At 68.7% G+C, this 22,074-nt stretch carries 25 protein-coding genes, 1 tRNA gene and 2 riboswitches; of the genes, 19 read left to right on the top strand and 7 right to left on the bottom strand.

All coding sequences use genetic code 11. The annotated features are described in order from the left end of the window. The first annotated feature begins 75 nt into the window (after positions 1-75). From ABCR94_RS05845 to ABCR94_RS05885, 8 genes are all read left to right on the top strand, one after another. Entirely contained in the window at positions 76-1,185 is a 1,110-nt protein-coding gene (locus ABCR94_RS05845; RefSeq protein ID WP_347117946.1) for a helix-turn-helix domain-containing protein, read from the top strand. A 126-nt stretch (positions 1,186-1,311) separates the two neighbouring features. Then, positions 1,312-1,403: riboswitch (adenosylcobalamin (AdoCbl) riboswitch) on the top strand. Positions 1,404-1,453: 50 nt separating this feature from the next. Beyond that, positions 1,454-2,464, top strand: a complete 1,011-nt coding sequence (locus ABCR94_RS05850; protein ID WP_347117947.1) for an ABC transporter substrate-binding protein — start codon at positions 1,454-1,456, stop codon at positions 2,462-2,464. A gap of 4 nt (positions 2,465-2,468) precedes the next feature. After that, the gene (locus tag ABCR94_RS05855; RefSeq protein ID WP_347117948.1) at positions 2,469-3,509 is read left to right on the top strand and encodes a FecCD family ABC transporter permease; all 1,041 of its coding nucleotides are present in this window, start codon (positions 2,469-2,471) and stop codon (positions 3,507-3,509) included. Then, positions 3,506-4,315 (top strand): ABC transporter ATP-binding protein, encoded by an 810-nt coding sequence (locus ABCR94_RS05860; RefSeq protein WP_347117950.1) that lies wholly within the window; start codon positions 3,506-3,508, stop codon positions 4,313-4,315. Before ABCR94_RS05855 ends, ABCR94_RS05860 begins: the two co-directional genes overlap by 4 nt. Before the next feature lie 44 nt (positions 4,316-4,359). Further along, the gene (locus tag ABCR94_RS05865; RefSeq protein WP_347117951.1) at positions 4,360-4,488 is read left to right on the top strand and encodes a putative leader peptide; all 129 of its coding nucleotides are present in this window, start codon (positions 4,360-4,362) and stop codon (positions 4,486-4,488) included. Positions 4,489-4,593: 105 nt separating this feature from the next. Beyond that, positions 4,594-4,872 carry a MoaD/ThiS family protein gene (locus ABCR94_RS05870; protein ID WP_347117952.1) on the top strand — a complete coding sequence of 93 codons (279 nt, stop codon included), beginning with the start codon at positions 4,594-4,596 and terminating at the stop codon, positions 4,870-4,872. Continuing rightward, a complete protein-coding gene (locus ABCR94_RS05875) occupies positions 4,872-5,822 on the top strand; it encodes a PLP-dependent cysteine synthase family protein (protein ID WP_347117954.1) in 951 nt (316 codons plus the stop codon). Before ABCR94_RS05870 ends, ABCR94_RS05875 begins: the two co-directional genes overlap by 1 nt. 553 nt (positions 5,823-6,375) lie before the next feature. After that, positions 6,376-7,128, top strand: a complete 753-nt coding sequence (locus ABCR94_RS05885; RefSeq protein WP_347117956.1) for an MBL fold metallo-hydrolase — start codon at positions 6,376-6,378, stop codon at positions 7,126-7,128. Between the two features lie 73 nt (positions 7,129-7,201). Here ABCR94_RS05885 and ABCR94_RS05890 read toward each other — a convergent pair whose 3' ends face one another. Beyond that, on the bottom strand, positions 7,202-8,506 hold the full coding sequence (locus tag ABCR94_RS05890; RefSeq protein WP_347117958.1) for a PTS transporter subunit EIIC: 1,305 nt from the start codon (positions 8,504-8,506) through the stop codon (positions 7,202-7,204). A 287-nt stretch (positions 8,507-8,793) separates the two neighbouring features. Then, on the bottom strand, positions 8,794-10,104 hold the full coding sequence (locus tag ABCR94_RS05895) for a PTS transporter subunit EIIC (RefSeq protein WP_347117960.1): 1,311 nt from the start codon (positions 10,102-10,104) through the stop codon (positions 8,794-8,796). A gap of 223 nt (positions 10,105-10,327) precedes the next feature. On the opposite strand from ABCR94_RS05895, the gene ABCR94_RS05900 reads away from it, so the two are divergent. The 4 genes from ABCR94_RS05900 to rdgB all read left to right on the top strand — a co-directional run bounded on the left by ABCR94_RS05900 (position 10,328) and on the right by rdgB (position 12,550). Continuing rightward, positions 10,328-10,561: a PTS sugar transporter subunit IIB gene (locus ABCR94_RS05900; protein WP_347117962.1), complete on the top strand. Its 234-nt coding sequence runs from the start codon at positions 10,328-10,330 to the stop codon at positions 10,559-10,561. Between the two features lie 81 nt (positions 10,562-10,642). Beyond that, the gene (rph, locus tag ABCR94_RS05905) at positions 10,643-11,383 is read left to right on the top strand and encodes a ribonuclease PH (protein WP_347117964.1); all 741 of its coding nucleotides are present in this window, start codon (positions 10,643-10,645) and stop codon (positions 11,381-11,383) included. A 116-nt stretch (positions 11,384-11,499) separates the two neighbouring features. Continuing rightward, positions 11,500-11,886 carry a DUF8711 family protein gene (locus ABCR94_RS05910; protein WP_347117966.1) on the top strand — a complete coding sequence of 129 codons (387 nt, stop codon included), beginning with the start codon at positions 11,500-11,502 and terminating at the stop codon, positions 11,884-11,886. Positions 11,887-11,947: 61 nt separating this feature from the next. Beyond that, positions 11,948-12,550 (top strand): RdgB/HAM1 family non-canonical purine NTP pyrophosphatase, encoded by a 603-nt coding sequence (gene rdgB / locus ABCR94_RS05915; RefSeq protein WP_347117968.1) that lies wholly within the window; start codon positions 11,948-11,950, stop codon positions 12,548-12,550. 60 nt (positions 12,551-12,610) lie between these two features. Here the strand turns inward: rdgB and ABCR94_RS05920 are convergent. The 4 genes from ABCR94_RS05920 to bcp form a co-directional block, all read right to left on the bottom strand. After that, positions 12,611-12,695 (bottom strand) — tRNA-Leu (locus tag ABCR94_RS05920). Between the two features lie 52 nt (positions 12,696-12,747). Then, entirely contained in the window at positions 12,748-13,749 is a 1,002-nt protein-coding gene (locus ABCR94_RS05925) for an HNH endonuclease signature motif containing protein (protein ID WP_347117970.1), read from the bottom strand. Continuing rightward, positions 13,742-14,080 carry a hypothetical protein gene (locus ABCR94_RS05930; protein WP_347117971.1) on the bottom strand — a complete coding sequence of 113 codons (339 nt, stop codon included), beginning with the start codon at positions 14,078-14,080 and terminating at the stop codon, positions 13,742-13,744. Before ABCR94_RS05930 ends, ABCR94_RS05925 begins: the two co-directional genes overlap by 8 nt. A gap of 153 nt (positions 14,081-14,233) precedes the next feature. Next, entirely contained in the window at positions 14,234-14,701 is a 468-nt protein-coding gene (gene bcp / locus ABCR94_RS05935) for a thioredoxin-dependent thiol peroxidase (RefSeq protein WP_347117972.1), read from the bottom strand. Between the two features lie 137 nt (positions 14,702-14,838). On the opposite strand from bcp, the gene ABCR94_RS05940 reads away from it, so the two are divergent. The 3 genes from ABCR94_RS05940 (at position 14,839) to ABCR94_RS05950 (ending at position 16,018) form a co-directional block, all read left to right on the top strand. Continuing rightward, a complete protein-coding gene (locus ABCR94_RS05940) occupies positions 14,839-15,159 on the top strand; it encodes a DUF3618 domain-containing protein (RefSeq protein ID WP_347117974.1) in 321 nt (106 codons plus the stop codon). Positions 15,160-15,212: 53 nt separating this feature from the next. Further along, on the top strand, positions 15,213-15,548 hold the full coding sequence (locus ABCR94_RS05945; protein ID WP_347117975.1) for a GroES family chaperonin: 336 nt from the start codon (positions 15,213-15,215) through the stop codon (positions 15,546-15,548). Between the two features lie 46 nt (positions 15,549-15,594). Further along, positions 15,595-15,662: riboswitch (guanidine-III (ykkC-III) riboswitch) on the top strand. 35 nt (positions 15,663-15,697) lie between these two features. Continuing rightward, the gene (locus ABCR94_RS05950; RefSeq protein ID WP_347117976.1) at positions 15,698-16,018 is read left to right on the top strand and encodes a DMT family transporter; all 321 of its coding nucleotides are present in this window, start codon (positions 15,698-15,700) and stop codon (positions 16,016-16,018) included. Between the two features lie 14 nt (positions 16,019-16,032). Here the strand turns inward: ABCR94_RS05950 and ABCR94_RS05955 are convergent, their stop codons facing one another. Further along, positions 16,033-18,474 carry a transglycosylase domain-containing protein gene (locus ABCR94_RS05955; protein WP_347117977.1) on the bottom strand — a complete coding sequence of 814 codons (2,442 nt, stop codon included), beginning with the start codon at positions 18,472-18,474 and terminating at the stop codon, positions 16,033-16,035. Positions 18,475-18,682: 208 nt separating this feature from the next. On the opposite strand from ABCR94_RS05955, the gene ABCR94_RS05960 reads away from it, so the two are divergent. The 4 genes from ABCR94_RS05960 (at position 18,683) to ABCR94_RS05975 (ending at position 22,053) form a co-directional block, all read left to right on the top strand. Continuing rightward, positions 18,683-19,483, top strand: a complete 801-nt coding sequence (locus ABCR94_RS05960) for an ABC transporter permease (RefSeq protein WP_347117978.1) — start codon at positions 18,683-18,685, stop codon at positions 19,481-19,483. A gap of 4 nt (positions 19,484-19,487) precedes the next feature. Then, a complete protein-coding gene (locus ABCR94_RS05965) occupies positions 19,488-20,300 on the top strand; it encodes an ABC transporter permease (RefSeq protein WP_347117979.1) in 813 nt (270 codons plus the stop codon). A gap of 5 nt (positions 20,301-20,305) precedes the next feature. Then, complete coding sequence (locus ABCR94_RS05970; protein ID WP_347117980.1) at positions 20,306-21,271, top strand: ABC transporter ATP-binding protein; 966 nt, start codon at positions 20,306-20,308, stop codon at positions 21,269-21,271. 68 nt (positions 21,272-21,339) lie between these two features. Next, the gene (locus ABCR94_RS05975; protein ID WP_347117981.1) at positions 21,340-22,053 is read left to right on the top strand and encodes a DUF1707 SHOCT-like domain-containing protein; all 714 of its coding nucleotides are present in this window, start codon (positions 21,340-21,342) and stop codon (positions 22,051-22,053) included. The last annotated feature ends 21 nt before the right edge of the window (positions 22,054-22,074 follow it).

Here is a 22,074-nt window from a genome sequence, read left to right on the forward strand (position 1 = left end):
CATCCGTAGGGGCAAGTAGCCGTCGAAGCCGCATACTTCTCTGTCCACTGGCAGCAGTAGGGGCACCATGGGGACATGGCCATCGGGCAATTGATCAAAGACTTGCGTACGGCGCGCGGCTGGAGTCAAGGACGGTTGGCGTCGGAGGTGAACGCTGCCTTCGGGACGAGCCTTGACCGGGAGTATGTGAGCCGCTGGGAGCGTTCCAAGGTGACGCCGGGGCCGTTCTACCTCCGGTGCCTGTCTGCCGCCCTTGACGTTCCTTTGGCCGTTTTGGAAGGTGAAGTGAACCGACGCACGTCCCTCTCAGATGTTGCCGCCACCGCGATAGCTCCGGTGGTGGCTTCAGACCTCTTGTCGGTGGGGTTTGCCGCTCGCTTCCAGGGCGGGCCGTCGGCGGACGAGTGGGAAGCCAAGCTGGCCACCTACGGCACCGAATACATGTCGATGGGCGCTGCCGACATTCAGCGGCATATTTCTGGCGAACTCGTTGTGGTGCAGCAGCAGTTGGACAACCCGCAACTGTGGTCCGTTGCCTCGCGTCTGATGACGTTGTACGCGAAGACGTTTCCCGGTCCGGATGGGTCCAAGGCCGTCAACTGGTACCGCATGGCCGCCCAGGCGGCGGACCAGTCCGGAGGCGACCAGGCGCGCGTATGGGTCCGTGGGCGCGCCGCGATCGCCCTGGGGTACGAAGGGGCATCGCTCGGCGTCGCCGATGTGCTGGCCGATCAAGCCATGGCGATCAGCGACAAGCCTTCGTTGGGGCTCTTGAACGCGATCATGGGCAAGGCCCACGCAGCGGCCATCCGGGGCGACCGAGCCACGGCACGTCATCTGATCAGCAGGGGGCGGCGGCGGGTCTTCGACAAGGCAGCGTCGTACGAGCAGACCTCGGACTATGCCGTGCCGTGGTGGCGCATGAACGTCTTCATCTCACTGCTGGCGGCACGACTCGGCGACGAGGGGACCGCCGTTGCAGCGCAGGAGGCCGCCCGTCGCGAACTGCCCGCCACACTTCCCCGGTTCGCCACCCACCTTGAAATGCACCGTGGGCTCATGCTCGCCCGCTCCGGCGACCACACCGGGGGTGTCGCCTACGCGCAGGCTGCTATGGAGGCGCTGCCGCCGGAAAAGCACTCGCTGACGCTGAGACTGCTGATGAGCGAGGTCGAAAGCGTCTAGGTATTGCGGGTCATGACGTTGCTGACGGTCCCATGGGCAGAGCCAGCCGGCCAGAGCTGGCCAGGAGGCCGACCAGGGTCCGCGAAAGCCCCGCGCCCGCCCAGGTGAGACACTGTGCCCGACCCGGGCGGCAGACCCAGGAAGCCGGTGTGAATCCGGCACGGTCCCGCCACTGTGACCAGGCCAAACGTCTGGAAGCCAGGAACTGAGCTGCCGCCTTCCGCACCGACCAGGGGACGAGGAAATCCCCCGGAGGAGGCATACCGCCATGTCCTGGCCCCCGCGCGCCCGCAGCCCGCGTACCCGCAACCTCGCCGCGCTCATAACCGCCGCCGCGGTCATGCTCCCGCTCACCGCGTGCAGCTCCACCCCGGAGCCCAAGAAGCCCGCAGCCAAGGCGGGCGCGGGCTTCCCGTACACCGTCACCAACTGCGGCGTGAAGACCACCTTCGACGCACCCCCGAAGCGCGCCGTCACCATGAACCAGCACGTCACCGAGGTGATGCTGGAGCTCGGCCTCGCGAAGTCCCTCGCCGGGACCGCCTACCTCGACGACAAGGTGCTCCCCGAGTACGAGCAGGCGTACGAGGCCACCCCGGTGGTGGCCAAGGAGTACCCCTCGTACGAGAAGCTGCTCGCCGCCGACCCCGACTTCGTCTACGGCGGCTACGCCTCCGCGTTCACGGCGAGCGAAGGCCGCAGCCGCGAAGCCCTCAAGAAGTCCGGCATCGAGTCGCGCCTCAATGTGGAGAACTGCGACAAGGGCAAAACCACCCTCGACGACCTCTACAACGAGGTCCGCGAAACCGGCCGCACCTTCGGCGTCGGCGACCGCGCCGAACGCTGGATCACCGTGGCCAAGGCCACCGACGCCGCGACCACCAAGAAGCTCAAGGACCTCAAGCCGGTCAGCGTCCTCGTCTACGACAGCGGCGACAAGACCGCCTTCACCGCAGGCGGCAAGGGCATCGGCAACGAGATCATCACCAGGGCCGGCGGCGCCAACGTCTTCGCCGATCTCAACAAGGCCTTCGGTGACGCCTCCTGGGAGAACGTCGTCGACCGCAAGCCCGAGGCCATCGTCATCTACGACTACGGCTCCACCACCGTCGCCCAGAAGAAGAAGCGGCTCCTGGAGGACCCGGCCCTCGCCGACGTCCCCGCCATCAAGAACAAGCGCTTCGCCGTGGTGCCCCTCTCCGACATGGTCCTCGGCGTCCGCGTCCCCGCCGCCATCGAGAAACTGGCCCAACAGCTGCACCCGGACCTGAAGAAGTAGCGCCATGAGCTGCAAGACCCCCGCCACGCGCGGGCGGTTGCGCTACGGCCTGGTACTCGCCAGCCTCGCCGCGGCCCTCGCCGCGGCGACGGTCGCGGGCCTCGCGCTGGGATCCGTACGCATCCCGGCCGACCGGGTCCTGGAGATCCTCACCGGCGGCGCCGACCCCGGCCCGTACCGCACGATCGTCCTCGACGTCCGGCTGCCGCGCGTCCTGCTCGGCGCGGTCGTCGGGGCCGGGCTCGCCGTCATCGGCACGGTGCTGCAGGCCCTCGTACGCAACCAGCTCGCCGACCCGTTCCTCCTCGGCGTCTCCTCCGGGGCCTCCGTGGGCGCGGTCGCCGTCATCGTCCTCGGCATCGGCGCGGGCGTCGCCACCACCGTCACCATCCCGCTGGCCGCCTTCGCCGGGGCGCTCGCCTCACTCGTCGTCGTGTACGCGCTGGCCCGCACCGGCGGCACCCTGACGACCGGCCGGCTCATCCTCGCCGGAGTGGCCGTCTCCTACATCCTGTCCGCGTTGACCAGCCTCCTCATGGTCACCTCGGCCCGCGCCGACCACCTCAAGGAAATCCTCTACTGGACCCTCGGCGGCCTCGGCAGCGCCCGCTGGGACCAGCTCGCGCTGCCCGCGATCGTCCTCGTCGCAGGTACGGCCCTGCTCCTCGGCGTCGCCCGGCCGCTCGACCTGCTCCTGGTGGGGGAGGAGGGCGCCACCGTCCTGGGCCTGGACACCGGCCGCTTCCGCGCCGCGATCTTCGTGCTCGCCTCGCTGCTCACCGGCGTACTCGTCGCCTTCAGCGGCGCGATCGGCTTCGTCGGCCTGATGGTCCCGCACGCCGCCCGCATGGTCGTCGGCGCCGGACACCGCCGACTGCTGCCCGTCACCGCACTCGCCGGGGCCGTCTTCCTGGTGGTGGCCGACCTGGCCGCCCGCACGGTCGCGGCGCCCCAGGACATCCCCGTCGGCGTACTGACCGCACTGACCGGCGGCCCGTTCTTCCTGTGGATGCTGCGCCGCCGCCCCGAAGGAGCCCCCGCATGACCGAGCTGCGCACCGAGGGACTCAGTTACGGAATCGGCGGCCACCACCTCGTCGACGACGTCGACCTGACCGCCGCGCACGGCGAGACCGTCGGCCTGGTCGGCCCCAACGGCAGCGGGAAGACGACCCTGCTGCGCTGCGTGTACGGGACGCTGGCGCCCACCCACGGCCGGGTCCTGCTTGACGGCGACGACCTGCACGCCATGGGCGCGAAGGCCCGCGCCCGGCGCATCGCGACGGTCCCGCAGGACGGCCAGGCGGGCTTCGAGCTGACCGTCCGCGAGCTCGTCGCCATGGGCCGATCCCCGCACAAACGCTTCTGGGAGGCCGACACCGAGACCGACGCCGAGCTCGTACGATCCGCTCTCGCCCGGGTCGGCATCGCGGACCTCACCGAGCGGGCGTTCACCTCCCTGTCGGGCGGCGAACGCCAGCGGGCCCTGATGGCCAGGGCCCTCGTCCAGCAGCCCTCACTGGTCGTCCTCGACGAGCCCACCAACCACCTCGACATCCGCTACCAGCTGGAAATCCTCAGCCTGGTCCGGGAACTGGGCACCACCAACCTCCTCGCCCTGCACGACCTGAACCTCGCGGCGTACTACTGCGACCGCATCTACGTCCTCGCGGCCGGCCGGATCGTCGCATCGGGCACCCCCAAAGAGGTCCTCACCGCCGACCTCCTGCACACCGTTTACGGCGTATCGGCCGAGGTCAGCATCCACCCCGCGACGGGCGCTCCCACGGTCGTCTACCTGCCGTCACCAGGCCCGCGTCCACCTGTCGAACATCATTCGACCACAATGTGAGATCGCATTCCGGAACCCGGACCGGGAATCGATACGATGACCGCATGGTTCTCCACGACGTGAGCGAAAAGACGCCGGGCATGCTGCTCGTCGCGCGCCTGCACGTCGACCTGTGCAGGCTCTCCAGCGCGATGTGTACGGGCCCCAGCCTGCCCTCCCGCCGCACGGCCTGAGCCGCGGCCCCGAGCGCCCGCCCCACCACGTATCCCCGCGCGGGGACACCGCCGCGCGCGTCGCACGCCACTCGCCCACGCCACTTCCGACAGGAGCCCAACGCCATGGCCATCGAGGTCCGCATCCCGACCATCCTCCGCCCCTACACCGACGGCGCCAAGGCCGTCGAAGGCAGCGGGGACACGCTCGCCGACCTCTTCACCGACCTGGAGAGCCGGCACAACGGCATCCGGGAGCGGATCGTCGACGGCGGCGAGCTGCGCCGCTTCGTGAACGTCTACCTCAACGACGAGGACGTCCGCTTCCTCGACGGCATCTCCACCAAGCTCACCGACGGCGACAGCATCACGATCCTCCCGGCCGTCGCCGGCGGCATGGTCTGATGCGGTACGACTCACCCCTCGCGGCGGTCGGCAACACGCCGCTCGTGCGCCTCCCGCGGCTCTCCCCGTCGGACGACGTCCGGATCTGGGCCAAGCTGGAGGACCGCAACCCGACCGGCTCCATCAAGGACCGGCCCGCGCTCCACATGGTCGAACAGGCCGAGAAGAGCGGCCGGTTGACACCCGGCTGCACCATCCTGGAGCCGACCAGCGGCAACACCGGCATCTCGCTGGCCATGGCGGCCAAACTCAAGGGCTACCGCATCGTCTGCGTCATGCCCGAGAACACCTCCTCCGAGCGGCGCGAGCTGCTCGCCATGTGGGGCGCGGAGATCATCCCGTCCCCGGCGGCGGGCGGCTCCAACACGGCGGTACGCGTAGCCAAGGAGCTCGCCGCCGAGCACCCCGACTGGGTGATGCTCTACCAGTACGGCAACCCGGACAACGCGGGCGCGCACTACGCCACCACCGGCCCCGAGGTCCTGGCCGACCTCCCCTCGATCACTCACTTCGTGGCGGGCCTCGGCACCACCGGCACCCTCATGGGCGTCGGCCGCTACCTGCGCGAGAACGTCCCCGGCATCAAGATCGTCGCAGCCGAGCCACGCTACGACGACCTGGTCTACGGCCTGCGCAACCTCGACGAGGGCTTCGTCCCCGAGCTCTACGACGCGTCCGTCCTGACCTCCCGTTTCTCGGTCGGCTCCGCGGACGCGGTGACCCGCACCCGCGAGCTGCTCCAGCAGGAGGGCATCTTCGCGGGCGTCTCCACGGGCGCGGCGCTGCACGCGGCGATCGGAGTGGGCAACAAGGCGGTGAAGGCGGGGGAGAGCGCGGACATCGTGTTCGTGGTCGCGGACGGCGGCTGGAAGTACCTGTCGACGGGCGTCTATACGGCGCCGACGACGGAGGCAGCGATCGAAGCGTTGCAGGGTCAGCTCTGGGCGTGACGCGGGCTGAGCGGGTCGGGGCGGGGGGCGCCTGCGGCGGGCTGTCCCCTACCCGCCCCTTCCCGAAGTGACATTTTGCGGCTCCGCCGCAGGGCCTCAAACGCCGGACGGGCTGAAAGATTCTTTCAGCCCGTCCGGCGTTTGAGGCTTGCCCCGGTTTCGGGAAGGGGCGGGTAGGGGACAAGCCCCGCGCAGCGGCACCCCCGCGCAGCGGCATCCCGTTCAGCGAGCCAGGTGCCGGACCCGCTCCCCTGGGGGCGCGCCGGCCGGCCGCGTGCGCCCGCCGGGGCGCCGCTTGCGACTCCAGCCGTCGGCCGGCGCCGCGACCAGCGCGATCATCACGACGGCGACCAGCGCCGGCCACCAGGACGTGTTCTTGCCCCCGACGCTACCGGCGCGCGGCGCGAATCGTGCGCCCCGCCCGAACCGGTGACAGCGCAGGTGAGTTCCCCCACAACGGACGGTCATCGAGGAGCGACCAGGTCTTTCGCGCCTTACGCTCGACGAACCCGCACGAACCCTCCCCGTCTCTTGTCACGGAGGTTCACGCTCCATGAAGCTCACCGTCGTCGGCTGCTCAGGGTCGTTCCCGTCCGCGGAATCGGCCTGTTCGAGCTACCTCGTAGAGGCCGACGGCTTCCGGCTGCTTCTCGACCTGGGCAACGGTGCCCTCGGCGAGCTGCAGCGCCACGTCGGTCTCTACGACATCGACGCCGTCTTCCTCAGCCATCTCCACGCGGACCACTGCATCGACATGTGCGGCTATTTCGTCGCGCGCTACTACCGGCACGAGGGCGGTCGCCCTCCGTCCATCCCGGTGTACGGCCCCGAAGGCACCGAGCAGCGCCTGACCACGGCGTACGCCGACACTCCCACCGAGAAGTCGATGAGCGAGGTCTTCGACTTCCACACGCTGAAGTCCGGCTCCTTCGACATCGGCCCCTTCTCGGTGCGTACGGAGAAGGTCTGCCACCCGGTCGAAACGTTCGGCATCCGCCTCGAACACGGCGGCAGGACCCTCACGTACTCCGGCGACACGGGCGTCTGTACGGCCCTGGACGAACTCGCCGAGGGCGCCGACCTGTTCCTCTGCGAGGCGTCCTTCACGTACGGCAAGGAGGACATCGCGGACCTGCACCTCAACGGCAGGGAGGCGGGCGCGTACGCGGCCCGCGCCCGCGCGGGCCGGCTGCTCCTCACCCACATCCCGCCGTGGACGAGCGCCGAGGCCAACCTCGCGGACGCCCGCGCGGTGTACGACGGCCCGGTGGAACTCGCCACCGCCGGCGCGGAGTACGAGGTCTGAGACAGAGCGGCGAACATGGCGAAGGCCCCCGGAACCTTAAAGTTCCGGGGGCCTTCGCCATGTCACCCGATGCTCACGCCTTGGTGATGTCCTCGACCTCTTCCTCGGGCTCGCGGCCCGGGGTGGTGAGGTTGAACTTGGCGATCGCGAAGCGGAACAGCGCGTAGTAGATCGCCGCGAAGACCAGGCCGATCGGAATGATCAGCCATGGTTTGGTCGCGAGGTTCCAGTTCAGCACGTAGTCGATGAAGCCGGCCGAGAAGGTGAAGCCGGCGTGCACACCGAGCGCCCACGTCACGATCATGGAGATGGCCGTGAGGATCGCGTGGATCACGTACAGCAGCGGTGCGATGAACATGAACGCGAACTCGATGGGCTCGGTGACACCCGTGACGAACGAGGTCAGCGCGAGCGACATCATCATGCCCATGACGGCCTTGCGGCGCTCGGGGCGAGCGGCGTGCGCGATGGCGAGCGCGGCGGCCGGCAGGCCGAACATCATGATCGGGAAGAAGCCCGACATGAACTGTCCTGCGGTCGGGTCACCGGCGAAGAAGCGCGTCAGGTCGCCGTGGACGATCGACCCGTCGGGCTTGGTGAAGTCACCGATCTGGAACCAGGAGACGGTGTTGACGAACTGGTGCATGCCGATCGGCAGGAGGCCACGGTTGATCAGACCGAAGAGGCCGGCGCCCGCGGCGCCCAGACCGGTGATCCACTCGCCGAAGCTGGTGATGACGTTGCCGATGGGCTCCCAGCCCAGCACGACCAGGACACCGAGCGCCGTACCGACGAACGCCATGATGATCGGGACGAGCCGGCGGCCGTTGAAGAAGCCGAGCCAGTCGACGAGCTTGGTGCGGTGGAACTTCTGCCACAGGATCGCGCTGAGCAGACCGAGGATGATGCCGCCGAGGACACCGGGATTCTGGAATCCGGCCGCGGTGACTTCGGCGCCCTTCTGCCAGGCGCCGCCGAAGAGGCCGGTCGATATGTACTTGGCGTCCTCCATTCCCTTCTCGATCGGGAACTGGTGGATCACCGCGTAGTAGGTGAGGAAGCCGACGACCGCGGCCAGCGCGGTGGAACCGTCCGCCTTCTTCGCGAAGCCGATCGCGACACCGATACAGAACAGCAGGGGCAGGCCGAACGAAGCGTCCAGCAGGGCGCCGCCGGCGCCGGCGAAGACCTTGGCGACCTGGTCCCAGCCGAGGCCCTCGGCACCGAAGACATCAGGCTGGCCGAGGCGCAGGAGCAGGCCTGCGGCCGGGAGAACGGCGATCGGCAGCTGCAGGCTGCGGCCGACTTTCTGCAGGCCCTGGAATGCGCTGGCGCCCCGCTTCTTCGCGGGGGCCGCCGTGTCGGTGGCCGTACTCATCAACTTCCTCCATGGGGCAAGGCGCCGCCAGGGGACATGGAAACGGGGGACGGCGGCGTCTTCGCGGGTACGTGACCGAAGGCCACGTGGTCTACACCACTGGGTGGTGTAGACCTGTTTTAGCACGGTGAAGGACAGATAAGGAACCCTCGATTTCCGTGCTCGGGGACACATCTGTACACGTACGGCAAAGGCCCACGACAAGGCCCCCGGACCGTGAGGTGCGGGGGCCTTGGGCGGCACGGGCGGGAAGGCCCTTTGCCGCCGGTCGCGCGGCTGTCGCGCCGTTATGCCTTTGTGTTCTCCCGTTCGATTTCCTCTTCCAGTTCCTCCGGCTCCCGGCCCGGAGTCGGCAGGTTGAACTTCATGATCGCGAAGCGGAAGAGCGCGTAATAGATCACCGCGAAGCCGAGACCGATCGGAATGATCAGCCATGGCTTCGTCGCCAGGCTCCAGTTGATGACGTAGTCGATCAACCCGGCCGAGAAACTGAAGCCGTCCTTCACGCCCAGCTCCCACGTCACGAACATCGAAACGCCCGTCAGTAGCGCGTGGATCGCGTACAGCAGCGGCGCGATGAAAAGGAACGAGTACTCGATCGGCTCGGTGATGCCCGTGACGAACGACGTCAGACCGACCGACAGCATCAGGCCGCCCACCGCCTTGCGGCGATGCGGCTTCGCGCAGTGCGTGATGGCCAGCGCCGCCGCCGGCAGCGCGAACATCATGATCGGGAAGAAGCCCGTGGTGAACTGGCCCGCCGTCGGGTCGCCCGCCAGGAACCGGTTGATGTCACCGTGCACGACCGTGCCGTCGGCCTTCGTGAAGTCGCCGAACTGGAACCACACGAAGACGTTCAGGAACTGATGCAGGCCGATCACCAGCAACGCGCGGTTCGCGACACCGAAGATCCCCGAACCGCTCGCACCCAGATCCACCAGCCACTTGCTGAAGCTCGTGAGCCCGTCACCGATCGGCGGCCACACCCACAGACAGATCGCCGCGAACGCGATCGCCACGAACGCCATGATGATCGGCACAAGCCGGCGGCCGTTGAAGAAGCCCAGCCAGTCCACCAGCTTCACGCGGTGATAGCGCTGCCAGAACCACGCCGACAGCAGGCCCATGACGATGCCGCCGAAAACACCCGGATTCTGGTACGACGCGGCCGTGAAGGCCTCCCCGGCCAGGCAGCCGCCCGTGACCGTCGCCGAACCCGACGGGCAGGCCACCGGGAACTGATGCATCACCGAGTAGTAGACGAGAAAACCGGCCACCGCGGCGAGCGCGGTCGAGCCGTCCGACTTCTTGGCCATGCCGATCGCCACACCCACCGCGAACAGCAGCGGCAGACCCAGCGACCCGTCGAGCAGTGCACTGCCCGCACCCGCCATGACCTTGGCGATGTTCGTCCAGCCCAGGCCCTCGTCACCGAACACGTCCGGCTGGCCGAGCCGGTTGAGGATGCCGGCCGCCGGGAGGACGGCGATGGGGAGCTGAAGACTGCGCCCCATCTTCTGCAGAGCCTGGAAGAGACCGTTCCACCACTTCTTCTGTGGCACGTTGTTCTGTGGCACGGCCGCGCTGTTCGAACTCATTCGGCGTCCTCCCGGAACAAGCCAGGTTTGGCGGGCGTTGGAAACTGGTGTAGACCAGTCGCGATACGGTCCGGAGCTCGGCCGGAAGACAGGGCGCCGGTGATCGCCATCATTCGGTACGAGGCGTTTACGCGCCCGCGAAGTTGGGCCAACCGTGAGTTACCGTGTCAAAGCGGACCACGGTGGGCCGAGACTTCGCGCTTTGGGAAACAGGGAGAAAGACATGGCCAGCAAGGCTGAGAAGATCGTCGCCGGTCTCGGCGGTATCGAGAACATCGAAGAGATCGAAGGCTGCATCACTCGCCTCCGCACCGAGGTCCGCGACGCCAGCAAGGTCGACGAAGCCGCACTCAAGGCCGCCGGCGCCCACGGCGTCGTCAAGATGGGCACCGCGATCCAGGTCGTCATCGGCACCGACGCGGACCCCATCGCAGCCGACATCGAAGACATGATGTGAGCAGCTGACACCCGCTCAGCGGTGAGGGCCCGTTCCGTATCCGGAACGGGCCCTCACCCATCTGCCGATAGGCTCGTCCCCATGTCTCGTATCGACGGCCGCACGCCCGAACAGCTCCGCCCTGTCACCATCGAACGCGGATGGAGCAAGCACGCAGAGGGCTCCGTCCTCATCTCCTTCGGCGACACCAAAGTCTTCTGCACCGCCTCCGTCACCGAAGGCGTCCCGCGCTGGCGCAAGGGCAGCGGCGAAGGCTGGGTCACCGGCGAATACGCGATGCTCCCGCGCGCCACCAACACCCGCGGCGACCGCGAATCCGTCCGCGGCAAGATCGGTGGCCGCACGCACGAGATCAGCCGCCTCATCGGCCGGTCCCTGCGCGCCGTCATCGACTACAAGGCCCTCGGCGAGAACACCATCGTCCTGGACTGCGACGTACTCCAGGCCGACGGCGGCACCCGCACCGCCGCCATCACCGGCGCATACGTCGCCCTCGCCGACGCCATCACCTGGGCCCAGGGCAAGAAGATCATCAAGGCCAACCGGCAGCCCCTCACCGGCACTGTCTCCGCCGTCAGCGTCGGCATCGTCGACGGCGCCCCCCTCCTCGACCTCTGTTACGAGGAGGACGTCCGCGCCGACACCGACATGAACGTCGTCTGCACCGGCGACGGCCGCTTCGTCGAGATCCAGGGCACGGCCGAGGCCGAGCCCTTCGACCGCAAGGAGCTCAACGCACTCCTCGACCTCGCCGCCGGCGGCTGCGCCGACCTCACCGCACTCCAGGCCCGCGCACTGCAGACCGAGCCCCTCCAGGGCTGAGCAACCGCCGACGCCCCACCGGCGTCGTAACGGATACGGGCGCACGGGCCGAACCGTGCGCCTGTCCGCACCACCCACACGCTCGCTCATCCGCATGATTCGGGGAGGACCGTTCCATGGCCGCCAGTCGTCGCCGTATGACCGTCGCGATCGCCGCGACAGCCCTGGTTGTACCCATCACACTCGGCTGTAGCGCAGTCAACAAGGCAATGGACTGCGTCCAGGCCGCAGACTCCATCGCGCAGAGCGTCGACAAGCTCCAGCAGGCCGTCTCCAACGCCTCGGAGAACCCCCTCCAGGCCGAACAGGCCCTCGACGACATCGACAAGGAACTGACCGACCTCGGCGACAAGACCGACAACGCCGACCTCAGCAAGGCCGTCGACGACCTCAACACCGGCGTCGGCAACGTCCGCCAGTCCATCAAGGACGGCGACGCGACCCCCGACATCACCCCGGTCACCAGCGCGGCCACCGAAATCGGCAAGGTCTGCACGCCGTAGCCGAGGCACTTCACACGGCCACTGCACCGGCCCACTTCACCGGGCCTGGGACAATCGCCCCATGACCCGCCTGATCCTCGCCACCCGCAACGCCGGGAAAGTAACCGAACTCCACGCGATCCTCGCCGACGCAGGCCTGCCCCACGACCTGGTCGGCGCGGACGCGTACCCCGAGATCCCCGACGTCAAGGAAACCGGCGTCACCTTCGCCGAGAACGCCCTCCTCAAGGCCCACGCCATGGCCCAGGCCACCGGCCACCCCGCCATCGCCGACGACTCGGGCCTCGCCGTCGACGTCCTGGGCGGCGCCCCCGGCATCTTCTCGGCCCGCTGGTCCGGCACCCACGGCAACGACCGCGCCAACCTCGACCTGCTCCTGGCCCAACTCGCGGACATCGCCCCCGAGCACCGCACGGCCCACTTCACCTGCGCGGCAGCCCTGGCCCTCCCGGACGGCACGGAACGCGTGGTCGAGGGCCGCCTGCCGGGCACCCTGCGCCACACCCCCAAGGGCACCAACGGCTTCGGCTACGACCCGATCCTCCAGCCGGACGGCTATGACATCACCTGCGCGGAGCTGACTCCGGCGCAGAAGAACGCGATCAGCCACCGGGGGAAGGCGTTTCGGGCGCTGGTTCCGGTGGTGCGGGAGCTGGTGGCGTAGGCGCCGAAACGCAGGAAAACGGCCTGCGAATCAAACCTTCGATTCGCAGGCCGTTTGGTATGCGGCGGAAGGGATTCGAACCCTCAAGCCGTTTCACGGGCCACAGATCCTAAGTCTGTTGTGTCGCCAGATGCACCACCGCCGCTAGCCGCGTGCCATAGTACCGGGCAGGCGGCTAGCGGGGCATCCGGCGGCGGTTATGCGGAGGTGTGCGACTCCTTCTTCCGGCTGCGGCACCACGTCTCGGTGAGCGCATGGCAGTTCGGGCACAGGTAGCGGAGGTTCTCGGGCTGGTTGTCGAGCCAGTTCCCGTTGATGTGGTCGATCTGAAGCGTGATCGTCTGCTCCAGCCATTCACCGGTGTTCCCGCACGAGGTGCAGCGATACGGAACGCCGATCTCTTGCAGCGCGCGATGCAAGCGTGGGCGGTTTGTTCGGGACGAGCCATCGGCGAGCATGACGAGCGTCGTCACAGCTATCGACCGGGGCTCGCTCACCTGCGCTGAACCCCAGGCGCGTCGCTTGAAATGGCCGGTGTCCAGGCCAAGTTGAGCGACCTTGCGTCGCACCCGTCGGTGGTTGGTGTCGCTGACCGGAAGGTCGAGTGCGCGCATGAGGTCGGCGTAGCTCGTAGCGGCGGGCACGGCTGCGATCAGAGCTTTCTCGGGGATCCGCAGCCGTGCGTTGAGAAAGTGGGCGGTGTCAATCCCTCGGGACCTCAGCATGTAGCCGAGCGCCGTGCGTGACCGGCTGTCGTCGGGTACGCCCAGCGTGCGGGCCACTCCGCGAATGCTGTTGCTGGATGCCGCAGCCGCGCTCAGCTCCTCGGTCGTGAACGGCAGTTCGGTCTGGACGCGGCTCATGCCCGGGAAATGGCTGATGTCGATACCCGCCGCTGCGATACGGCGGCCGATGTGCGACAACGTGCCGGTGGCCGGTGGCGCGCCGAGTTTGGTGACGACCTCGCGCAGCGTCGAGGAAGATGCAGCGGCCGCGGCGATGGCCTCGTCGGGGTACTTGCGCCAGGGGCTGCGCTTCTTGAAGTGGCTGGTGTCGAGACCTTGTGCGGCTGCCTTCTCCTGGAGGACGCGACGCTGGCCGCCGCTCTCTTTGAGCCCAAGGCGGCGCATCAGGTCGGCCCACCCCTTGGACTCGGCGACGGCCGCGGCCAGCCGGTCATGCTCGTACGGCTCAGACATGGATCCCCCGCCAAGTGCTGAGGCCGAGAGCCGCTATTCGCTTGGCTGCGCGGGCCTGGTTCCCGCCCACCGGGCTGATGCCCAGCCGCCGTACGACCTCGGCCACGCTCATCGAGCAGGCGACCAGTTCGGCCAGCAACGTCTCACTGTGGCGCACCCGTGCAGTGGTGAAGTGGGACGTGTCCACCCCCGCTTCGGCCATCTTGGCCCGGAGGTAGGTCCTGCTCCCCGGTGTCGGGGTACCCCCGCACCACCGCACCGCGTCGTCCAAGTTTGTCGTCTCCCGAGCCGCCTCTTCCAGCAGCTCATGTGTGTACCTGGCAGCGCCCATGGCCCCCTCCGTAACCGACCGCGCGTTCGCAGCCTCGTACGGATCAACGAACCGCTTATCGGATGGTTACGTCCGGAATACAGGACGGTCCGTACCGCTTGAAGTGGTCTTCAGGCGGTACGGACCGTGGTCACACACATCCTGGGTGCGGCGTCAGATGCCGAGGTCCTTGATGATCTTCGCCACGTGGCCGGTCGCCTTGACGTTGTAGAAGGCGTGCTCGACCTTGCCGTCCTCGTCGACGACGATCGTCGAGCGGATCACGCCCGTCACCGTTTTGCCGTAGAGCTCCTTCTCGCCATAGGCGCCGTATGCGGCGAGGATTTCCTTGGACGGGTCGCCGACCAGCGTGACCTTGAGGTTCTCCTGGTCGCGGAACTTCGCGAGCTTCTCCGGCTTGTCCGGGGAGACACCGATGACGTCGTAACCGGCGCCGGCCAGCAGCTGGAGGTTGTCGGTGAAGTCGCAGGCCTGCTTGGTGCATCCGGGAGTAAGGGCGGCCGAGTAGAAGTAGACGATGACCTTGCGGCCCTTGTGGGCGGCGAGGGAGACCTCGGTGCCGTCCGCGTCGGGCAGGGTGAAGGCGGGGGCGGTGTCGCCGGGCTCAAGTCGCTCGCTCATCAAGGTCTCCTGGTGCTGAGATAGGGGGTGCGCGCCTCTGAGCGTAATGGGGGTGCCGTGGGGTGCGGGGCGGCCCGAGCTGACAGACTGTCGGCGACGGACTACCGGATTCGGCCCACGACCACGGAGGCAGCGCAGTGTCGGATGCCAGGAACCCCGCACAGATCGAGGCGGACATCAAGAGCCGGCGCGACCAGCTGGCCGTAACGCTCGACGAGATCGGGGTGCGCCTGCACCCGAAGACGATCGTCGGTGACGCGAAGGCCAAGGTCGCTTCGGCCGTGGACCAGAGCGCCGGCCGGGCGTTCGTCGCGGTGAACCGGGCAGTGTCCGACGTGAAGGCGCAGTTCGTGTCGGAGGACGGCGCTCCGCGTCTGGAGCGACTCGTTCCGGTGGCGCTGGTGGCCGTGGGTCTGTTGGGCCTGCTCGCCGTGTCGGTGCGGCGCCGGCGGGGCTGACGAGGCTTCGCCCTCCTGCGTACAGCCGGTGTGCGGGCGGGTAGGTTCGATGCGTGAGCGAGAACCCCACGCACGAGAAGCTGCCCATCCGGATGCTGCACGACCGGGTGCTGGTCCGGTCCGATTCTCCCGAGGGCGAGCGGCGTTCGGGCGGCGGCATCCTGATTCCGGCGACCGCCGCGGTCGGCAAGCGGCTCGGCTGGGCCGAGGTCGTCGCGGTCGGGCAGAACGTGCGGGCCGTGGAGCCGGGTGACCGGGTCCTGTACGACCCGGAGGACCGCGCCGAGGTCGAGGTGCGCGGCGTCCAGTACGTGCTGATGCGGGAGCGCGATCTGCACGCGGTCGCGTCCGAGCGGGTCTCTGACGACTCGACCGGGTTGTACCTGTAGTGGCTGGTGAGGCCTGGTGACCGAGGTCACCGGGCCTTTTGGCTGCCCTTTGCTATCGTGGAAGCACCCCCGACGAGACGCGCCGTACCGGGTTGTACGCAAAGACGACGCACCCCGTTGATTCCGCGTTTCGCTCCGGAGGTGCCGTCATGGCATGGGTCCTGCTTGTTGTCGCCGGTCTGCTTGAAGTGGGCTGGTCGATCGGTATGAAGTACACCGACGGTTTTACGAGGCTCTGGCCCAGCGTGTTCACGGGCGCGGGCATCGTGGTGAGCATGCTGTTGCTGTCGCATGCCGCGAGGACGCTGCCGATCGGTACGGCGTACGGCGTCTGGGTCGGTATCGGTGCGGCCGGTGCGGCGGTGGTCGGCATGGTGGCGCTGGGTGAGCCCGCCACTGCCGCCCGGATCTTCTTCGTCTGTCTGCTGCTGGTTGCCGTCGTGGGGCTGAAGGCGACCTCCGGGCACTGAGGGTGCGGCCCGGGTCAGTCGCCCCGGCCGCCGTCCAGCAAGCCTCCGGCGGGGTCGTCGGCGCCACCGTCCCCGCCCCCGGTGTCGGTGGCGCCTCCGGTGTCGGTCGTGCCGCCGCCCGTGTCCGTGGCGCCCCCGGTGTCGGTCGTGCCGCCGGTGGTGGCGGTGGTGCCCCCGGTGGCGGTGGTACCGCCCGTGGTGGCCGTGGTGCCTCCGGTGTCCGTGGTGGCGCCTCCGGTGTCGGTGGTGCCGCCGTTCGTCTGGCCGCCCTGGGTCTGGCCGCCCTGGTCCTGGCCCCCGGTCGCCGCGCCGGGGTCCGGCGTCTGGCTCGGCGGGGGCTCGGGCGTATCGGTGTCCTCCTCGGGCGGCGCCACCTCCTCCTCGGAGCCGGCCTCCGTCTCCAGGTCGAAGTCCTGCGCCTCCTTGCCGTTGAGCGCGGCGGCCGTGAACTGGCCCCAGATCTCGGCGGGCGCGCCGCCGCCGTTGATGCGGGGCAGGCCGAGCGCTCCGTACAGCGGCTTCTGTACGCCCGTGTTCGGGTCCTGGCCCATCACCGCGACGACGGTCGCCAGGTCGGGCGTGTAGCCCGCGAACCAGGCGGCCTTGTCCTCCTCGGCGGTGCCGGTCTTGCCGGCGGCGGGGCGGCCCGCGGACTGGGCGGCGGTGCCGGTGCCGCTCTCGACGACGCTCTGCAGGACGGAGGTGGTGGTGTCGGCGGACTCGCGGCTCACGGTCTGCTTGGCGTCCTGCTTCGGCAGGCCGATGTTCAGCCCGTCCTTGGTGATCTTCTGGACCATGGTGTACGTGCCGTGCTTGCCGTGGTTGGCGAGGGTCGCGTAGGCCTCGGTCATGTCGAGGACGCTGGCGGTGGCGACGCCGAGTGCGATGGAGGGGTACGGGCTCAAGCCCGGGGTCTTGTCGGGGAGGCCGAGCTCGACGGCGGTCTCCTTGACCTTGGCGGGGCCGACGTCCTGGGCCAGTTGCGCGTACACCGAGTTGATGGACTTGTCGGTGGCGGTGCGCACGGTGACGGGGCCGTACGAGCCGTCGTCCTCGTTCTCGGGGGCGTAGCCGGTCGGTCCGTCGGGCCCCTGCACCATCCGCTTGTTGGAGCCGTCGTAGATGGTGTTCGGGGTGATCGGGCGGCCGTCCTGGGTGGTGGAGTCGTTCTCGACGGCCGAGGTGAAGACGAACGGCTTGAAGGTGGAGCCCACCTGGTAGTCGCGGCGGGTGGCGTTGTTGACGTACTGCTTGGTGTAGTCGATGCCGCCGTACATCGCGACGACCTTGCCGGTGGCGGGGTCGATGGAGGCGCCGCCGACGCGCACATTGCGGTCGGCCTTGCGGTCCTTGCTGGTCTGGGACATCACCTTGTCGTCGACGGCCTCGGCGAAGGAGGCCTGCTTCTTCTTGTCGAGTGTGGTGGTGATGCGGTAGCCGCCGCTGGCCAGCGTCTCCTCGTCGATGATGTCGCTGTTGGCCAGGTAGTCCTCGACGGCCTGCACGATGTAGCCGCGCTGCCCGGACAGGCCGGAGGCGGGCTTGGCCTTCTGCGGCTCGGGGAATTTTGTCGTGGCGCGGGTGGCGGGGCTGAGCCACTTCTCCTTGACCATGCCGTCGAGTACGTAGTTCCAGCGGGCCAGCGCCTGGGGCTTGTTCTCGGGGTGGGTCGCGACGTCGTACGCGCTGGGGGCGTTGAGCAGGGACGCGAGGTAGGCGCCCTGCCCGGTGGTGATCTCGTCGATGTCCTTCCCGTAGTACGCCTGGGCGGCGGCCTGGATGCCGTAGGCGTTGCGGCCGAAGTAGCTGGTGTTCAGGTAGCCCTCCAGGATCTGGCCCTTGCTCTCCTCGCGGTTGAGCTTGATCGCGATGAAGAACTCCTTCACCTTGCGGGTGACGGTCTGCTCCTGGCCGAGGTAGTAGTTCTTGACGTACTGCTGGGTGATGGTGGAGCCGGACTGCTTGCCCTTGCCGGTGAGGGTGTTCCAGGCGGCGCGGACCATGGCCTTGGGGTCGACGGCCGGCTCCGAGTAGAACGCGCGGTCCTCGGCGGCCAGTACGGTCTGCTGGACGGTCTTGGGGATCTGGGCGAGCTTGACGTTCTCCCGGTTGACCTCGCCGTCGCGGGCGAGCTGGCTGCCGTCGGCGTAGAGGTAGACGTTGCTCTGGGCGAGGGCGGCGCTGTTGGCGGGCGGGATGTCGACGAGCTTGTAGCCGGCCACGAAGCCGCCGCACAGGATCAGGCCGAGCAGCACGAAGGTGCCGAGGAGCATGCGCCAGGTGGGGACGAGCCGGCGCAGGCCGGTGCGCTTGGGGCGCTTCTTCTTGCCCTTCTTCCCCTCCGTCGGCTGTTCCGGCTGTTCCTGCGGTTCGTCGGGGCCGGGGGTGGGGCCGGTGACGGGGGCGGAGGGGTCCCGGGGTGCCCAGCCCTGGGGCTGCTGCGGCTCGTCGCTCATGTCTATGGAGACTCCCTGGCCCCGGCCAGAGGTTCACTCTCCGGCATAACGGTGTCGTATCGGGCGATTCACGTGGTAGCGACCATAAAACACTGTCGCACCACAGCTCCCGGACGCGACCGCAATCCGGTCGCGGCGGCCGACCCCCTTGGGCTAGGGTCATGCGCTTTGGTGCCTGGCGGGGCTGACACAAGGTGAGGGGGCCGGCGTGCGCTTGTATGCGGTCGTCGCGGCGGGTGGTTTCCGACGCTATGCGACGTACCGGGTGGCGACGGCGGCGGGGGTGTTCACCAACACCGTATTCGGCTTCATTATGGCCTACACCTACACCGCCCTGTGGGACCAGCGCCCGCAGCTCGGCGGATACGACCTGTCGCAGGCCCTCACCTATGTGTGGCTGGGGCAGGCGCTGCTGATGACGGCCGCGATGATGGGCTGCGGGTTCGAGGACGAGCTGATCGAGCGGATCCGTACGGGTGACATCGCGATCGACCTCTACCGGCCCGTCGACCTTCAACTCTTCTGGCTGGCAGGCGACTTGGGCCGGGCCGCCTTCCACCTACTGGGGCGTGGCGTCATACCGATGGCGCTCGGCGCCCTCGCCTTCGATCTGTCGCTGCCCGCGAACCCGCTCGTGTGGGCGGCGTTCCTGATCGCCGTGCTGTTCGGCGTGGTCGTCAGCTTCGCCATCCGCTTCCTGGTGGTGCTCTCCGCGTTCTGGCTGCTCGACGGCGTGGGTGTCGCGCAGATGACCTTCATCGCGGGGCTCTTCTTCTCCGGCATGGTGCTGCCCCTCAATGTTTTCCCCGGCGTGCTGGGCGAGGTGGCGCGGGCTCTGCCGTGGTCCTCGCTGCTCCAGGTGCCCGCGGATATTTTCCTCGGCGAGTACTCCGGGTGGGGTCTGGCGGGGGCGTACGCCTTCCAGCTCGGCTGGGCGGCGGCGCTGCTGATGGCGGGGCGGCTGCTCCAGACTGCGGCGACGCGGAGGGTGGTGGTCCAGGGTGGCTGAGCCGATGGGCACCCTTCGGACCGGCGTGCGGGCGTACGGGCTGATCGCGTCGATGTGGATCCGCTCGACGATGACGTACCGCGCGTCCTTCGCGATGACCGCCCTCGGGAACTTCCTCGCCAACGGCCTCGACTTCGTCGGCATCCTGCTGATGTTCTCCCACGTGGATACGCTGGGCGGCTACACGCTGCCCGAAGTGGCCTTCCTGTACGGGACGTCCGCGACCGCGTTCGGCCTCGCCGACCTGGTGGTGGGGACGGTGAACCGGCTGGGGAGCCGGGTGCGCGACGGCACGCTGGACACCCTCCTTGTCCGTCCGGTGCCGGTTCTCGCGCAGATCGCGGCCGACCGCTTCGCGCTGCGCAGGCTGGGGCGGATCACCCAGGGTCTGCTGGTGCTCGGGTACGCGGTGACGGTGCTGGACATCGCGTGGACCCCGCTGAAGGTGCTGGTGCTGCCGATGATGATCCTCAGCGGGGCAGCGATCTTCGCGGCGGTGTTCGTGGCAGGGGCGGCGTTCCAGTTCTGGGCGCAGGACGCATCCGAGGTGCAGAATTCCTTTACGTACGGCGGCACTACGCTCCTGCAGTACCCGCCGTCACTGTTCGCGAAGGACCTGGTGCGCGGGGTGACCTTCATTCTGCCGCTGGCTTTCGTCAACTGGCTGCCCGCCCTCTATGTGCTGGACCGCGACTATCCGCTGGACCTGCCGGTCTGGCTCGCCTTCGCGTCGCCGCTGGTCGCGGTGGTGTGCTGTGCGCTGGCCGGGGTGGCGTGGCGGGCCGGCCTTCGTTCGTACCGGAGCACGGGGAGCTGACAGACATGGGCACGGACTTCATCGAGCTTGACGGCGTCGAGAAGGTCTTCGACGTACGCCGCAGGAAAGGCATGCTGCGGCGCGAGAAGACGCAGGTGCGCGCGGTCGACGGGATCAGCTTCTCGGTGCCGCGCGGCGAGATGGTCGGCTACATCGGGCCCAACGGCGCGGGCAAGTCCACCACCATCAAGATGCTGACGGGCATCCTCACGCCCAGCGGCGGCACGGTCCGCGTCGCCGGCATCGACCCTTCCCGCGAACGCACCCGCCTCGCGCAGCGCATCGGCGTCGTCTTCGGGCAGCGCACGACGCTGTGGTGGGACCTGCCGCTGCGCGACTCGTACCGGCTGGTGCACCGCATGTACCGGATCCCGGATGCGCGGTTCAAGGAGAACATGGCGCGCTGCGTCGAACACCTTGATCTGGGCGACCTGTTGGACGTACCGGTACGTCAACTCTCGCTGGGGCAGCGGATGCGCGGCGACATCGCGGCGGCGCTGCTGCACGACCCCGAGGTGCTGTACCTCGACGAGCCGACCATCGGCCTCGACGTCATCTCCAAGGCCAAGGTCCGTGATTTCCTCAGGGACTTGAACACCGAGCGCGGCACGACGGTCCTGCTGACGACGCACGATCTGACCGACATCGAGCAGCTGTGCAAGCGCGTGATGGTCATCGACCACGGGCGGCTCGTGTACGACGGTGCGCTCGCCGGGCTGCACGAGGTGGGGGAGAGCGAGCGCACGCTGGTGGTGGACCTGGAGCGCGAGCTGCCGCCGGTGACGGTGGACGGCGCCCGGGTGATCAAGGTGGAGGGGCCGCGGCAGTGGCTGGCGTTCCCCGCGTCGGTTTCGGCGGCGCCGCTGGTCGCCGCGGTGGCGGCGAGGTACCCGTTGGTGGACCTGTCGGTGCGGGAGCCGGACATCGAAGCGGTGATCGCGAAGATGTACGCGGACCGCTCGGCGCTGTGACGGCGGCTGTGACCGCGGCTGGTCGATCGTGGCTGTGACTGTAGCCACACGGTGGCTACTGTGACCGTATGACGAGTGGACTGCCAGAGATGCGCGCTTCCGACGCGGAGCGTGAACGATTCGCCGAGGTGCTGCGCGAGGCCGTCGCCGAGGGGCGCCTCGACATGGAGGAGTTCGATCAGCGACTGGACGCGGTGTACAAGGCACGTACCCAGGGTGAGCTGATCCCCCTGGTCCGTGACCTGCCCGCGCCCGGTACTGCCCCTGTGGCGCCGCTCGCCCCCGCATCGGCGGGTACGCAGCGTTCCTGGCCCGCCCGGATCGGCGGATCGGCCACCTCGAAGGCCGCCGTCGCCGTCTGGGGCGGCTTCGGCCGCCGGGGCACCTGGACGGTCGGCCGCACATTCACCGCGGTCACGCTGATGGGCGGCGGCGAGATCGACCTGCGCGAGGCGAACTTCGAGGACCGCGATGTCGTGATCCGCTGCTTCGTCCTGATGGGCGGCGTGAGCGTAGTGGTGCCGCCCGGCGTAGAGGTCGACGTCCGAGGCTTCGGCTTCATGGGCGGCTTCGGCGACGCGACGACGGAATCGGACGACCCGGTGGCCCCCGGCGCCCCCCGCGTGCGGGTCACGGGCTTCGCGATGATGGGCGGCGTCGGCGTCGAGCGCAGGCTGACGAAGGCGGCGCGCCAGCAGCTCAAGGAGGAGCGCAAGCAGCAGAAGCTCGCGAAGAAGAACGACCGTGAGATCGGGAAGGGCGAGCGCAAGGAGCTCGGCTGAGCGGACCGGCGGGACGGGACA

This window comes from Streptomyces changchenzhani, assembly GCF_039766235.1.
In the GTDB taxonomy this organism is placed as follows: Bacteria; Actinomycetota; Actinomycetes; order Streptomycetales; family Streptomycetaceae; genus Streptomyces.

Excerpts from the sequence above, each read along its gene's own strand:
- ABCR94_RS05845 (WP_347117946.1), top strand. The coding sequence starts at position 76 with ATGGCCATCGGGCAATTGATCAAAGACTTGCGTACGGCGCGCGGCTGG.
- ABCR94_RS05850 (WP_347117947.1), top strand. The coding sequence starts at position 1,454 with ATGTCCTGGCCCCCGCGCGCCCGCAGCCCGCGTACCCGCAACCTCGCC.
- ABCR94_RS05855 (WP_347117948.1), top strand. The coding sequence starts at position 2,469 with ATGAGCTGCAAGACCCCCGCCACGCGCGGGCGGTTGCGCTACGGCCTG.
- ABCR94_RS05860 (WP_347117950.1), top strand. The coding sequence starts at position 3,506 with ATGACCGAGCTGCGCACCGAGGGACTCAGTTACGGAATCGGCGGCCAC.
- ABCR94_RS05865 (WP_347117951.1), top strand. The coding sequence starts at position 4,360 with ATGGTTCTCCACGACGTGAGCGAAAAGACGCCGGGCATGCTGCTCGTC.
- ABCR94_RS05870 (WP_347117952.1), top strand. The coding sequence starts at position 4,594 with ATGGCCATCGAGGTCCGCATCCCGACCATCCTCCGCCCCTACACCGAC.
- ABCR94_RS05875 (WP_347117954.1), top strand. The coding sequence starts at position 4,872 with ATGCGGTACGACTCACCCCTCGCGGCGGTCGGCAACACGCCGCTCGTG.
- ABCR94_RS05885 (WP_347117956.1), top strand. The coding sequence starts at position 6,376 with ATGAAGCTCACCGTCGTCGGCTGCTCAGGGTCGTTCCCGTCCGCGGAA.
- ABCR94_RS05890 (WP_347117958.1), bottom strand. The coding sequence starts at position 8,506 with ATGAGTACGGCCACCGACACGGCGGCCCCCGCGAAGAAGCGGGGCGCC.
- ABCR94_RS05895 (WP_347117960.1), bottom strand. The coding sequence starts at position 10,104 with ATGAGTTCGAACAGCGCGGCCGTGCCACAGAACAACGTGCCACAGAAG.
- ABCR94_RS05900 (WP_347117962.1), top strand. The coding sequence starts at position 10,328 with ATGGCCAGCAAGGCTGAGAAGATCGTCGCCGGTCTCGGCGGTATCGAG.
- rph (WP_347117964.1), top strand. The coding sequence starts at position 10,643 with ATGTCTCGTATCGACGGCCGCACGCCCGAACAGCTCCGCCCTGTCACC.
- ABCR94_RS05910 (WP_347117966.1), top strand. The coding sequence starts at position 11,500 with ATGGCCGCCAGTCGTCGCCGTATGACCGTCGCGATCGCCGCGACAGCC.
- rdgB (WP_347117968.1), top strand. The coding sequence starts at position 11,948 with ATGACCCGCCTGATCCTCGCCACCCGCAACGCCGGGAAAGTAACCGAA.
- ABCR94_RS05925 (WP_347117970.1), bottom strand. The coding sequence starts at position 13,749 with ATGTCTGAGCCGTACGAGCATGACCGGCTGGCCGCGGCCGTCGCCGAG.
- ABCR94_RS05930 (WP_347117971.1), bottom strand. The coding sequence starts at position 14,080 with ATGGGCGCTGCCAGGTACACACATGAGCTGCTGGAAGAGGCGGCTCGG.
- bcp (WP_347117972.1), bottom strand. The coding sequence starts at position 14,701 with ATGAGCGAGCGACTTGAGCCCGGCGACACCGCCCCCGCCTTCACCCTG.
- ABCR94_RS05950 (WP_347117976.1), top strand. The coding sequence starts at position 15,698 with ATGGCATGGGTCCTGCTTGTTGTCGCCGGTCTGCTTGAAGTGGGCTGG.
- ABCR94_RS05955 (WP_347117977.1), bottom strand. The coding sequence starts at position 18,474 with ATGAGCGACGAGCCGCAGCAGCCCCAGGGCTGGGCACCCCGGGACCCC.
- ABCR94_RS05965 (WP_347117979.1), top strand. The coding sequence starts at position 19,488 with ATGGGCACCCTTCGGACCGGCGTGCGGGCGTACGGGCTGATCGCGTCG.
- ABCR94_RS05970 (WP_347117980.1), top strand. The coding sequence starts at position 20,306 with ATGGGCACGGACTTCATCGAGCTTGACGGCGTCGAGAAGGTCTTCGAC.
- ABCR94_RS05975 (WP_347117981.1), top strand. The coding sequence starts at position 21,340 with ATGACGAGTGGACTGCCAGAGATGCGCGCTTCCGACGCGGAGCGTGAA.